The sequence below is a fragment of the Thalassobaculum sp. genome (genome assembly GCF_040219215.1).
Lineage (GTDB): Bacteria > Pseudomonadota > Alphaproteobacteria > Thalassobaculales > Thalassobaculaceae > Thalassobaculum_A.
In genome coordinates, this window is record NZ_JAVJSX010000022.1 from 271,971 (window position 1) to 284,885 (window position 12,915).

The 12,915-nt window shown below is 64.6% G+C and carries 11 protein-coding genes; 7 read left to right on the plus strand and 4 right to left on the minus strand.

What is annotated here, in order from left to right:
• Window positions 1–4 precede the first annotated feature (4 nt).
• Genes RIC54_RS16850 through RIC54_RS16875 form a run of 6 tightly spaced genes read left to right on the plus strand, consistent with a single transcriptional unit; the run spans window position 5 to window position 8,810 of the window.
• Window positions 5–1,423 (plus strand): hypothetical protein, encoded by a 1,419-nt coding sequence (locus RIC54_RS16850; protein ID WP_350090490.1) that lies wholly within the window; start codon window positions 5–7, stop codon window positions 1,421–1,423.
• Window positions 1,416–2,525: a tetratricopeptide repeat protein gene (locus tag RIC54_RS16855; protein ID WP_350090493.1), complete on the plus strand. Its 1,110-nt coding sequence runs from the start codon at window positions 1,416–1,418 to the stop codon at window positions 2,523–2,525. Before RIC54_RS16850 ends, RIC54_RS16855 begins: the two co-directional genes overlap by 8 nt.
• Window positions 2,522–4,042, plus strand: coding sequence for a GT4 family glycosyltransferase PelF (gene pelF, locus RIC54_RS16860; protein WP_350090496.1), 1,521 nt, complete (start codon window positions 2,522–2,524; stop codon window positions 4,040–4,042). Before RIC54_RS16855 ends, pelF begins: the two co-directional genes overlap by 4 nt.
• Window positions 4,042–5,427, plus strand: a complete 1,386-nt coding sequence (gene pelG / locus RIC54_RS16865) for an exopolysaccharide Pel transporter PelG (protein WP_350090499.1) — start codon at window positions 4,042–4,044, stop codon at window positions 5,425–5,427. The genes pelF and pelG overlap by 1 nt, the downstream gene beginning before the upstream one ends.
• 12 nt (window positions 5,428–5,439) lie before the next feature.
• Window positions 5,440–7,263 (plus strand): glutamine--fructose-6-phosphate transaminase (isomerizing), encoded by a 1,824-nt coding sequence (gene glmS, locus RIC54_RS16870; protein ID WP_350090502.1) that lies wholly within the window; start codon window positions 5,440–5,442, stop codon window positions 7,261–7,263.
• Window positions 7,260–8,810, plus strand: a complete 1,551-nt coding sequence (locus RIC54_RS16875) for a SpoIIE family protein phosphatase (RefSeq protein WP_350090505.1) — start codon at window positions 7,260–7,262, stop codon at window positions 8,808–8,810. The genes glmS and RIC54_RS16875 overlap by 4 nt, the downstream gene beginning before the upstream one ends.
• A 17-nt stretch (window positions 8,811–8,827) precedes the next feature.
• Here the strand turns inward: RIC54_RS16875 and RIC54_RS16880 are convergent, their stop codons facing one another.
• The 3 genes from RIC54_RS16880 to RIC54_RS16890 all read right to left on the minus strand — a co-directional run bounded on the left by RIC54_RS16880 (window position 8,828) and on the right by RIC54_RS16890 (window position 10,751).
• Window positions 8,828–9,154, minus strand: coding sequence for an STAS domain-containing protein (locus RIC54_RS16880; RefSeq protein WP_350090508.1), 327 nt, complete (start codon window positions 9,152–9,154; stop codon window positions 8,828–8,830).
• A 61-nt stretch (window positions 9,155–9,215) separates the two neighbouring features.
• Window positions 9,216–10,136, minus strand: a complete 921-nt coding sequence (locus RIC54_RS16885) for an NAD-dependent epimerase/dehydratase family protein (RefSeq protein ID WP_350090511.1) — start codon at window positions 10,134–10,136, stop codon at window positions 9,216–9,218.
• Window positions 10,137–10,166: 30 nt separating this feature from the next.
• Complete coding sequence (locus RIC54_RS16890) at window positions 10,167–10,751, minus strand: hypothetical protein (RefSeq protein WP_350151226.1); 585 nt, start codon at window positions 10,749–10,751, stop codon at window positions 10,167–10,169.
• On the opposite strand from RIC54_RS16890, the gene RIC54_RS16895 reads away from it, so the two are divergent.
• On the plus strand, window positions 10,750–11,112 hold the full coding sequence (locus RIC54_RS16895; RefSeq protein WP_350151228.1) for a response regulator: 363 nt from the start codon (window positions 10,750–10,752) through the stop codon (window positions 11,110–11,112). The two genes, RIC54_RS16890 and RIC54_RS16895, sit on opposite strands and share 2 nt — an antisense overlap.
• 8 nt (window positions 11,113–11,120) lie before the next feature.
• Here the strand turns inward: RIC54_RS16895 and RIC54_RS16900 are convergent, their stop codons facing one another.
• A complete protein-coding gene (locus RIC54_RS16900) occupies window positions 11,121–12,758 on the minus strand; it encodes a diguanylate cyclase (protein WP_350090520.1) in 1,638 nt (545 codons plus the stop codon).
• Between the last annotated feature and the right edge of the window lie 157 nt (window positions 12,759–12,915).

Here is a 12,915-nt window from a genome sequence, read left to right on the forward strand (position 1 = left end):
CCTGATGGCGTCGACCGACTCCAAGAGCACCGACACCGCTACACCGCTCCCGGGCCAGGAGACCGGTGCGCGATGGCTATGGGGCCTTCGGGTCTCGGCGCTGATCGAGATCGGGTTGTTCTTCGCGGCGGCCATCGCCATTGACCTGCTGTTCTTCGGCGGCCACCGGTTCACCGAGGTCCGGCCGCACCCGTTCTGGTTCATCGTTGTGCTCGTCTCGGTGCAGTACGGCGCCAACGAGGGACTGTTGGCCGCGATCGCCGCGTCGGTGGTCCTGCTCTTCGACAACCTGCCACCGCAAAGTTTCGGCCAGGATGTCTACGATTACTGGATCGGCGTCGGGTTGCGACCGGCCCTCTGGGTCGGCATCGCCCAGGCGCTGGGACAGTTGCGCGGCCGCCAGATCCGGGAGCGCGACATCCTCCGTGCCCGGCTCCACAACGTTCAGAAGCAGGCCGAGGTCATTACTGCCAGCTTCGACGAACTCAAGAGGGCCAAGGCGGCGCTCGAAGCCCGGATCGCCCGCCAGTTCCGCACCGTCATCACGACCTACCGTGCTGCGCAGGCGATGGATGCGGTCGACGAAGGGCGATTGGCGTCCGGTATCGACGACCTGATCCTTGCCATCTTGTCGCCGCGCAAGTTCTCGCTGTGGACCCTGACACCGTCGGGTTTCGTCCTGACACGTGCGCATGGCTGGGCGGACGACGAGCAACGCGCCAAAACCCTGTCGCTGGACCACACCCTGGTGCGGCATATCCTGGGCCGGGGGTCGACGTTGAACGTCGCGCGCCGGGATGATGAACGGGTGTTGCAGGGCGAAGGCCTCCTGGCCGGCGCCCTTACCGATGTCGACACCGGCGAAGTCGTCGGAATGCTCAAGATCGAGGACACGGCGTTCGTCGACTTCAACCTCTACACACTGGAGAACTTCGGCGTGGTGTGTTCGTGGGTCGGCACCGCGCTGATCCGCTCCCGGCGCTGGCGTGAGTTGCAACGCGACCGGGTATCCGGCGGCAACGCCTTCCTGATGTCGGAAGAAGTGCTCGACCGGATGATCGGTCTGCTGTCCACCTTGGGCAAACGACAGGGCTTCACCTCCTCGGTCATGGTCATCGATACCATCGCGGCCGAGGTCAGCGATGCGCCCGAGGTTCGCACCGCCGTGGCGCTCGCCGTCGGTGAGGCAATCCGCGCCTCCTTCCGGTCGTCCGACCTTGCCTTTGAAAGCCAGAGACACGACGGGCGGTTCGTCATGCTGCTGCCGGCAACCGCCGTCGAGCAGGCGAAGGCGATCATCGACAAGGTCGAGCGCGCCATCCGGCAGCGTTTGCCAAAGGGGCAATCCGAGCGGAAGCTTTCGATCAAGGCCATCGATATCACCGAGATGGCCAAGCCGACCGCGGAGAGCCGCAGTGGCTGATCAGGCGACCGGCCCGGTCGAGGAAGCGCCCAGGATCGTTCCGGCGCTGCTGGTATCGATCATCATGTTCGCGGCCGAGGCTGCGTTGGCGGCGATCCTGGTCAAGGGCTCGTTGCCGGTCCAGGTCATTCTCGCGGCACATGTCGTGTTCGTCCTGCTTCTCGTTGCCTGGACGTGGATTGCAATCGTCCGCGACCGGGACGCGCGCCTGTACGCATGGCTCACCTGGATGACCCTGGTAGCCGGACCGCTGGGCCCGCTGTCGGCAATCGTCCTGGCGGTTCTGACATACTGGTTCGGCCGGTCGGCGCGGCCGTTCGACGAGTGGTACGCCAGCCTGTTCCCCGACGAGGACCAGGATGCCAGCGACCGCCTTTACGAACGGATCGTCAGCGGCCGGGAGGAGGCCGTGTCGGACGCTTCCTCGCTGTCGTCGTTGACCGACGTCCTGCTGACCGGCACTACCAGCGCCAAGCAATCGGTGGTGGCCCTGTTGGCGCGGCGCTTCCGGAGCGACTTCGCGCCGGCCTTGGCGATGGCGCTGTCCGATCCGGAGCCGTCGGTCCGCGTGCAGGCGGCGACCGCCGCGGTCACGATCGAGGAGCGCTATCACAACAAGCGCGTCGAGTTGGAAGAAGCGACCAACGCCAACCCGAAGGACGCCGAGGGGTGGCTGACCCTTGCCCGCCATCTCGACGAGTATGCCTACGCCGGCGTGCTGGATGCCGATCGCCAGAACCAGACGATGCAAGAAGCACTGGCCGCTTACAATCGCGCCGACCGACAAGGCGCCGGCGACCCGATGGTAAACCGCCTGACTTGCGGACGGTTGCTGCTCAGGCTGAATGAGCTCGAGGAGGCCGAAGCGCTGTTGGCCGGCCTCGTGGACACCGCTCCCGATCCGCGCGTCTCGATGTGGCACGCCGAGTGCCTGTTCCGTCTGCGCCGATTCGACGATCTGCGAAAGCGCCTGGACGATCCGAGGCTTGCCGAACTGTCCATTGACCCCAAGCACGTTGAGCTCGGGCCGGTAATCAACCTCTGGCAGATCGCCGAGCTTCTCGGCGGGGATCTCGGCCTGGAAATGGCACCGGCACCATGATGGAGCCGCGCAACGGGCCAGCCGACGTGTGCCTGATTCTGGAAGGCTCGTACCCCTACGTCGCCGGGGGCGTGTCGAGTTGGATGCACGATCTGATCAAATCCCAGCCGCATCTTCGTTTCACGATCGTTGCCCTGGTGGCCACCACGACGCCGAAGGAGCTTCGCTACGAGTTACCGCCGAACGTCGACGAGATACTTCGGGTGCCGCTTGCCGGGCCGCCTCGCGGCGGTGCCACCTTCAACGTTCGTTGGCTGACCCGCCAGATCACGCCGCTGCTCGTCGCGATCGAGCAGGATGGCGGTCTGCCCGCATTCGTCGGCGTAGTAGAGAGCCTGGCCCGTTCACGGCGACGACTGGGCAGCGCCAGTCTGATGAACTCTCCGGCGGCCTGGGAGATGATCACCGCGATGTACGAGGTGGCCGCTCCCGAAAGCTCGTTCCTTGAGTACTTCTGGACCTGGCGGGCGCTTCACGGCGGATTGTTCGCGACCCTGCTGTTTCCGCTGCCGCGGGCACGCATGTACCACACTATTTCGACCGGCTACGCCGGTCTGGTCGCCGCCCGTGCGGCCGTTGAGACCGGTCGTCCGGCGGTTCTGACCGAGCACGGCATCTACACCAACGAGCGCCGGATCGAGATCACGATGGCGGAGTGGCTGTACGACGCCGCCGAAGATTGGCTGGCCCTCGAGACGCCGCGCTGGGACCTTCGACAGCTGTGGATGCATACCTTTCAGAGCTACGCCCGGATCTGCTACGAGGCGTGCACCGAGATCACGACGCTGTACATGGGCAACCAGCGCATGCAGCTCGCCGACGGGGCTGCGCCGGAACGCCTGCGCATCATTCCCAACGGCATCGACGTGGCGATGTACAGCAAGATCGAACGCTCTACCGAGCCGAGGCGGCCCTGCGTCGCCCTGATCGGCCGGGTCGTGCCGATCAAGGACATCAAAACCTTCATCCGCGCCGCCGACGCGCTGCGACGGACCGTGCCAGATGTCGAGGCCTGGGTCCTCGGGCCGGACGACGAGGATGCCGAATACGCCGAGGAATGCCGCAACCTGGTCAGCTACCTGAAGCTTGAGGACACCGTGAAGTTCCTCGGCCGAGTCAAGATCTCCGAGTATCTTGGCCGCATCGACGTGCTGGCCCTGACGTCGATCAGCGAGGCCCAGCCGTTGGTGATCCTGGAAGCCGGCGCAGCGGGTGTTCCGTCGGTCGCGACCGATGTCGGGGCCTGCCGCGAAATGATCGAAGGCCCGGAAAGCGAAGTCCCGCCGCTGGGGCATGGCGGCGCGGTAGTCGGGCTGTCGTCGCCGGTCGCAACAGCGGAAGCCCTATCGAGGCTGCTGACCGATCGTTCCTGGTGGGAGCGGTGCAGTGCCGCCATCCGCCAGCGCGTCGACCAGTCGTACAACAAGGCCGTGATCGACCGGATCTACGGCGATATGTACACCCGATCCATTGCCGCGCCGGACCGGACCCCTGCACAGTTCGCGAAGGTCGGGTGATGGCTGGCATCGGCTTCACGCTCCGCCGCCTGACGCAGCGCGACGACCTGATGGGGATCGTCAGCGGCTACGGCCACTCACTGTTCATCTCCGCCGGTCCCTGGCTGCTGACGGTCGGGGCGCTGGTCGGCATCAATTCGGTCCTCGGCCAAACGCTCGACCAGAACGCGCATCGCCTGTTCGGGTCGATCCTGATCTACAACTTCTCGGTGTCGCTGGTGGTCACCGGACCGGTTGTCCTGGTGTCGACGCGGTATCTCGCCGACCGGGTGTTCGAAAAGCGGTTGGAGACCGCAACCGGCCTGCTCATGACGTCGATGGTCCTGGGAACCATGCCGGGGTTGGTCATCGCCATCCCATTCTACGTGATCGCCTGCGACCTGCCGATCGCGACCGTCGCAATCGCGCTCTCGCACTACGCGGTAATTTCCGGGGTATGGATCGCGGCGTTGTTTCTGTCCGCGCTCAAGGCCTATGTCCGGGTGACCATCTCGTTCGGCATCGGCATGGCAACCGCGTTCGGCGCCGCGTCGTGGCTCGGAGCGCGCTATGGCGTCGACGGCGCGCTGGGCGGGTTCACCATTGGCCTGACGGTCACGCTGATCGTCATTCTGGCCACGGTTCTGTCTGAGTATAGGTTCAGACTCCAGCAACCGTTCGCGGTCCTGCCGTATGTCGGACGGTACTGGGACATGGCGCTCGGCGGACTGGTCTACAATCTCGCCGTCTGGGTCGACAAATGGATCATCTGGTCCGGCCCCGGCCACGTCACGATTGCCGGAGCCCTGACAACCAGCCCGATCTATGACGGAGCGATGTTCCTGGCCTACTTGACCATCATCCCGGCGCTGGCGGTGTTCACGGTAACCGTGGAGACCGACTTCTTCGAAGACTACCAGCGATTCTACCGCGATCTCGGCCAGCACGGCACCTTGAACCAGATCAAGGACAACCAGAAGCGCCTGATAACCGCCATCGTGAACGGGCTTCGCACGGTGCTTGTCCTGCAAACCGTGATCGCCGTGCTGGCAATCTTCTTTGCGCCCGAGATCATCCGGGCGACCAGCGGATCCTCCCAGCAGATCGCCGTGTTCCGGTTCGGCGTGCTGGGCGCGCTGTTCCACGTGCTCATGATGTTCTGCGTCATCCTGCTGCAGTACTTCGATGCCCGGCGCCCAGCGTTGTTCGTTCAAATGACGTTCCTGGCCACCAGCGCCGTCGCCACCTGGCTGTCCATCGACCTCGGATTCGCCTATCTCGGCTACGGTTATTTCGTTGCCGCCCTGATCACCTTCATCGTGTCCATCGCACTGGTGTTCGCGGTCATTGCGCGCCTGCCCTATCTCGCGTTCGTGAGAAACAACCCGTCAGTCTACAACGCGTAGCGGAGACACTGGATGTGCGGAATCGTCGGAATCGTCAGCCAGGAAGACGCAGCCGACCGGCTGGTCGCCGCCCTTCGGGGTCTCGAGTACCGGGGCTACGACTCGTCGGGCATCGCCACCATTGTCGACGGTCAAATCGACCGCCGACGCGCCGAAGGCAAGCTGCGCAACCTGGAGGCCCGCCTGCGCGAGAGCTGGCTGGCCGGTAGCATCGGCATCGGTCACACCCGCTGGGCGACGCACGGGATCCCGAACGAGATCAACGCCCACCCACACTCCGACGGGCGGGTTGCGGTTGTCCACAATGGGATCATCGAGAACTTCCGCGAACTGCGTACGGAGTTGGAAGGCCGCGGCCGGACCTTCGGCAGCGCCACCGATACCGAAGTGGTCGTCCACCTGCTGAGCGATCTCCTCGATCAGGGCCTGTCGATCGATGAAGCCATCAGGACAGGCCTCAGCCGACTTTCCGGCGCCTATGCGCTGGCCATCCTGTTCAAGGATGCGCCCGATCGGATCTGGGTGGCCAAGCAGGGCAGCCCGCTGGCGATCGGCTATGGCGAAGGCGAGATGTTCATCGGGTCCGACGCAATCGCCCTGGCGCCGATGACCGACCGCATCGCGTTTCTGGAGAACGGCGACCTGGCCGAGATTCGGATCGACGGCGCCACCATAACCGACATGGCCGGAACTCCGATCACGCGTGCCATCACGCCGACCCACGTCACCGGCGCCGCCATCGGCAAGGCTGGTCACCGGCACTTCATGCACAAGGAGATCTACGAACAACCGTCGGTCGCCGGCGACCGGCTGCGTTCGCTGATCACCGCAGAGGGCGACCGGGTCGAGATGCCGTTCATCGACATCGACTTCGCGACGGTGTCCAAGGTCTCGATCGTGGCGTGCGGCACCTCGTTCTATGCCGGCAGCGTCGCACGCTACTGGCTGGAGGACCTCGGTAAGGTCACCGCCGACGTGGAAGTCGCTTCGGAGTTCCGGTACCGCAGCCCGTACCTGCCGCCGGATGGGATCACGATCGTGATCTCCCAGTCCGGCGAGACCGCCGACACGCTGGCGGCCCTGGAACACGCCAAGGCCGCCGGACAGAAAACCATTGCCATCGTGAACGTCCCCAGCAGCACGATGGCGCGCGCCGCCCACGTCTCGCTGCGGACCTACGCCGGTCCGGAAATCGGCGTTGCATCCACCAAGGCGTTCACCAGCCAGTTGATCGCGCTCGCGTGCCTCGTCATCGTCATCGCCCGCGGTCGCGGCGCGCTCACCCCTGAGCGTGAAAGGGTCCTGACACAGATCCTTCTGCGCACGCCGCACCACATGGCGGACATCCTTCAGGCGGAGCCCGACTTCGAGCGAGCGGCGAGGGTCCTGTCGTCGGCTGACAACGCGCTGTATCTGGCCCGGGGGACTCTGTTCCCCGTCGCCCTCGAAGGCGCCCTCAAGCTGAAGGAAGTGTCCTATGTTCACGCGGAAGGCTATGCCGCCGGCGAAATGAAGCACGGACCGATCGCGTTGATCGACGAGAACATGCCGGTGCTGGTGATCGCCCCGGTCGATCCTTGGTTCGACAAGACCGCCGCCAACATCCAGGAGGTTGCCGCCCGCAAGGGTCGGGTGATCGCCCTGTCCGATGCCGCTGGGTTGGAGCGCCTGGGCGACTCGGTCGAGGTTGGACTGACGCTGCCGGTTGTCGATCCGTTCATTGCGCCGATCGTCTTTGCCTTACCGCTGCAACTGCTGGCCTATCATGCCGCCGTGCAGCGCGGCACCGACGTCGATCAGCCCCGCAATCTGGCGAAATCGGTGACCGTCGAATGAACGATGCAGTCGAACTGCTGACCCTGCAGGCAACGGACCCCACACTCCTGACGGTCCGGGAATTTCGGCATGGCCTCCGGGATGCGCTGCGTGCGGCCGGATTGCCCGAACGGGCCTCCAACGACCTGATGCTGGCGTTCCAGGAGCATGCGACCAACACCCTGGCGCACGGCAGCCCTCCCCCCAAAAACCTGACGCTTCGTCTGACCAGGGAGGGAGCACATTGGACGCTGACAATCGAGGACGATGGCGGCCCGTTCGATAATTTCGACGGGTATACCGCATTGGCGACCTGGGCCGACAAGCGTACCGACCTTCGACCGAACGGTCTCGGACTGCGGCTGATCGGAACCCGGTTCCCTGATCACCGGTATTGGCCCGGCATGCCGGCGGCCGGGGAGGCCAACGTCCTCAGCCTGACCCTCCCACCCAGAGCGTCGGAGATCCTGAAGCCGTTCGTGGTGATCGTCGAGGATGACCCGACGCAGCGCATGGTGCTCAAATACCTGCTGAGCGACGCCTTCCGGGTCGCAGACTTCGAACGGGCCGGCCAGGCGCTGAGGGTGGTGCGCAGCCATCCGGCCGACCTGATCCTGAGCGACATTGAAATGCCGGACATGGACGGGTTCGCATTCCGGCGGGAACTGGCCAAGGATCACCGCACCGACACCATCCCGTTCGTCTTCCTGACCGGGCACAGCGACGACGAGACCGCCGATCTGGCCAGCGACCTCAGCATTGATGACTTCCTGGAAAAGCCGGTTACCCAGCCGATCCTGTTGCGGACGGCCCGCCGGCTGATCCGGCGCGCCCGCAATCTGCGCGAGCGTCTGGTGCTGGATCGCGAGAAGGAGGCGACCGAGTCGCTCTCGGTCAACGTGCCCAAGCAGATCGGTGGCGTTCAATTGGCCGCTGCGTCGCAGTCCGCCACCGCCGGCGGCGGCGATCTGGTGCAGACGGTATCCGTCAAGGGCCGGGATGTCGTGCTGATTGCCGATGTGATGGGGCACGGCCTCGCCGCGCGTTTCTTCGCCCACGGGGTGGCCGCCTACTTCCGGTCGGTCGCGCTCGGCGCGAACGCGCCGTCAAGCGTCGACGGCCTGATGACCGCGCTGTCCGATGCGCTCTACAACGATCCTACCTACGAACGAACCGTGGTTTCCGCCCAGATGCTCGCCGTCGACAGCGATGGCGTCGTCGAGGTGGCGTCCGCAGGCCACCCGTTCCCTGTGCACCTGTCTGCCGAGGGGCCGGCCCTGGTCGAGATCGGCGGCCCACTCCTCGGGCTGGCGGACGACCTGCCCTTCCCGTCGCGCCAGGTCACCTTGGCGCCCGGCGACCGGTTGCTCGCCTATACCGACGGCCTGACCGAGATCGGCACCGAACGACAGGACCAGACGGCCGCCATGCAGCGCCTGTTCGCCTACACGCGCGACCTTGCCGATCGAACGCCGGCGGATGGATTGAAGCAGATGATGGACCGCCACCGAGAGGATGCCGCGGGAACGTCACAGGATGACGTCACGGCCCTGGTGCTTGGCCGGTAACGTCGGCGTCGGGTGCGTTAGGCCAGCGCGTCTTCGAGTGACGCATGGAACGGGATCAACCGGTCGATCTGCGTGGTTCGCAGGATCTCCCGCGGTTGACCGGCCGAGCCGACAACGATCGCCATCGGGACCTTGGTCGATTGGCGAACCTTGTACGCTCGGACGATCAGTCCCACGCCAGCGGAGTCCATGAACTCTACCCGACTGAGATCGATGATCAGGTTGCGCCGATCGTTTGCCGCGTCATCGGCCGAGGCGCGCATGTCCTGCACCATGGCGGCATCAAGGTCGCCGTCGACAGTGACACGAATATGAGTTTCGGTTTGATCGATTTTGTAATGCATTTGCATCTTCCCCAATCCAAAACAATCTTTACGACAGTTCAGGACAGATAACGAGCCGGATTCAGTCCGGTTTCTGAGTGAGCAGTTGGGCCAAGCCGTCGGCCAAGCTGACCGAGGCCCGGCAGCCCAGACGAGTCGAGGCAAACGTCGGATCACCAACGGAGATCCTGATGTCTCCAGCCCGCGCCGGACCGTGCGTGATCGTCCCCTTGTAGTCCGTCAGGCCCCGAAGCGTTTCAGCCAGCACGACAATGGAGGTTTCGCGCCCGGTGCAGACATTGGCGACCGGCGCGGCGGTATCCGCCGACGCCATGCCGGCCAGCAGGTGCTCGACCACGTCGCCGACATAGACGAAGTCGCGGGTCTGCCCGCCATCGCCGTTGATCGTGATGTCCCGCCCACTGACCATCCGGTCGGCGAAGATCGAAATCACCCCGGAGTACGGCGATGACGGGTCCTGCCGAGGCCCGAACACGTTGAAGAACCGAAACCCGAAACTCGGCACCCCGTGGATCCGCCCGGCAACCCCGGCGTGCAGTTCCGATCCGTACTTGTCCACGCCATAGGCGGTCAGCGGAAGCGGCCGCTCGGTTTCCCGCAGCGGCGTGCTGGTGTTGTCGCCGTAAATCGCCGCCGACGACGCGTAGACCACCGGTATCCGACCGGCATCGCGCGCCGCTTCCAGGACAGCGATGGTTCCCGTGACATTGACGCTGTGACTGTCGCGCCACGCATCGGTGCAGCGCTGCACCGACGCAATGGCCGCCAGATGAAACACTCCGTCTGCACCGGCAATTGCGCGTCCTACAGCCGCCGGGTCCGTCACGTCACCAACAACAACCTCGGCGGTTGCCGGCACATTGGAACGCTTGCCGGTCGACAGATCGTCGAGCACGACGACGTCATCACCGCGATCCAGAATGGCCTCAACCAGATGCGATCCAATGAACCCGCATCCACCCGTTACCGCATATCGCCCCATCGCGAGAATCCCAACCCTGGCTCTTTGATACTATCGTCTGCGTCGAGGCGAGCCGGTCAGGCTGCCCAGCCATCCGAGCACGCCTTTCTTGGGAGGCACCCGCCGCTGGGGACGACTGATCGCACGCGACTGCAGCCCCTCGAGGAATGTGAACGTCTCGGGGCTCGGGGTCTCGAAGTCGAAGGCGACTTCATGGGTGAACCGGTCGATGCGCACCACGATCCCGTAGGCGAACACCCGGTATTTGCGGTTGCGCTCGTCAAACAGGGTGACGAAGACCCGCTGGCCGATCATGACCGGCAACCGGCAGTTCCCGATCAGGATACCCCCGACAGCATAGTTCAGTACGGGATGATCCTGTTTGCCGATCGACGCGATCAGGCCGTTACGCAGTGACCGTCGGTCGCGTCGCTGCTTGTGCGGTTCCCTGTCCTCAAATGTCGTCACGTCAGCAAGCCCACCGTCGATCCCCACCGCTTTGCCGGTCTTCGTTCCACCGACTATACTGAACAATGTATTAAGACATGGTTTCACCACCGCGTGCGAGATCATGGAGCCACCTGCGGATTCCCGACGGCGCGGCACGGTTGTCGCGGCCGACGACGACGACGACATGAGGCGGTTCTACAAGGCGACCCTCCAGGCCGTCGGCTTCAACGTGTTCACCGCCAATGACGGCGACGCATGCCTGACGCTGCTCAACCGGATCCGTCCGGCCGTCATCATCCTGGATGTGGACATGCCGAGGGTGACGGGATTCCAGACGCTGGAGAGCATTCGCCGCAACCACCCGCACCTGAACTGCCCGGTCATCTTCTCGACCATCCATCAGACCATGGACTCCGTAACACGCGCCAAAGCCCTGGGCGCCGCGTCGTTCCTGGTCAAACCGGTCGACGCTGACACGCTGATCGACCGCGTCTCCGCCTGCCTGCGGCCGAAGGGTCCAAGCTACGTCCGGCTGGCCGACGACTGATCGCGGTTCTACTCGAGTCCGATCCGGTTTCGACCGTCCTGCTTGGCCTGATAGAGCGCGGCATCGGCCCGGGCCAGCAGCGAGGTCTGATCGTCGTCATCGCGCAGTGTCGCAAGGCCGATGCTGCAGGTTGCGCTGAAGCGATGCTCATCGAACACATGCTCGATCGATGCAAACGCTTCGCGCAGTTTGTCGAGAAGATTGAACGCTGCTTCAGCATCCGCACTCGGCAGCACGAGCACGAACTCCTCCCCCCCGAACCGCCCCGCGGCGTCGGTGCCCCTCAGCCGCTGCAGAAACAGGCGCGACACAGTGCGCAGCACCCGGTCACCCGCGGCGTGCCCATAGGTGTCGTTCACCCGCTTGAAGTGATCCAGGTCCAGGGCCGCCACCGAGAGCGGCTCCCCGGCTTCCCGGCACCGGTCGATCTCCCTTTCCAGCCGTGCAACCGTGCGACCGTGATTGAGCAGTCCAGTGAGTGAGTCGCGATCCATCAGCCGTCGCAGTTCGCGATACCGGATTGCCCGGCTTCGCACCGCTGTAACCAGTTGGGCGCTGGTCAGGGGCTTGGTCAGGAAATCGTCGGCGCCGAACCGACGGGCGGTCATCTGCCGGTTCAGGCTGGTCTCGGAAGACACGAACAGGATCGGTACTCCGTCAAATCCACCATGCTGGCGAATGACCTGCGCCATCTCCATGCCGTCGGCCTCGGGCAGATACAGGTCGGTCACGATGATGTCCGGTGCGAAAGACTGGCAGACCTTCAGAATTTTCATCGGATCGGCCAGCCGCTCGACCCGCATGTTCTCCGCTTCCAGACTGGTCGAGAAGGACTCCGCCAGGAAGTCGTCATCTTCGACCAGGATCACCCGATAGGGCTCCGGATCGGCATGCTCAAGCAGGCGGTCCAGCAGATCGACGAGTTGGTCGCCGCTGAACGGGCGGGTGACAAATCCACTGGCTCCGATCCGGACGGCCGACAACCGGGCTTCGATCCGATCATCGGACGAGATCACGACCAGCGGAGTAGCGGGATCGTCCCATCGCTCGCCTGTAACGACCTCCTTCACACCATCCATCCCGGCAACGACCGCCGCCGGACGTTGCTCGCGGATCTCCTCCGGCACGTCGTCGGGCTCGAGCTGGTCAACGGTGAAGCCGTATCGCTGGAGCACGGTGGATAGGTATTGGGTTTCATCTTCGGTGAGACCCGTCAGCCAGATCAGACCGACGACCACCTCGGGCGCGGGGCGTGCCGAACGGGGTGCGGGGCGCAACGGCGCCGGAGCCGGTGCCGCCTCGGCAATGATATTGGTGAAGTCGAGCCGTGCGAGTTGCTCGACCAGAGCTCCCACATCGGTTGTCTGCGCGGCCGCATCGCCATCGAGCAAGGCATCCGCCAACTGCTCGATCGGTATAGCCGCCTCGCTCACCGCCGGCAGGCCAAAGGTCTTTCCCGAGCCGACCAGGCGGTGTGCAATCCGGCGCAGCTGCACAAGCGCGCCCTCGCGAGTGTCGGCGTCGGTTGCCCGCTGGATCGCCAGCCAAGCGGCCCGCAACTCGGCAATTCGATCGGGCAGCTGCAGAACGTAATCGACCCTGAGCGCATCCAAGCGCCGGGAGAGCTGCGCGTTCGGATCAGTCACTCGCCATCTCCTGAAACGCGCTCCCCTGATGGTCAGTCAACAACAGCCCGAAGCCGTGGAGGGCTCGTTGGCCTGCCTCAATCGGACAATCGCCCTACCGGCCACGACGGACCCGATCGGTCGAAGGCACCAACAACATGCCCCTGGACGGACGCCT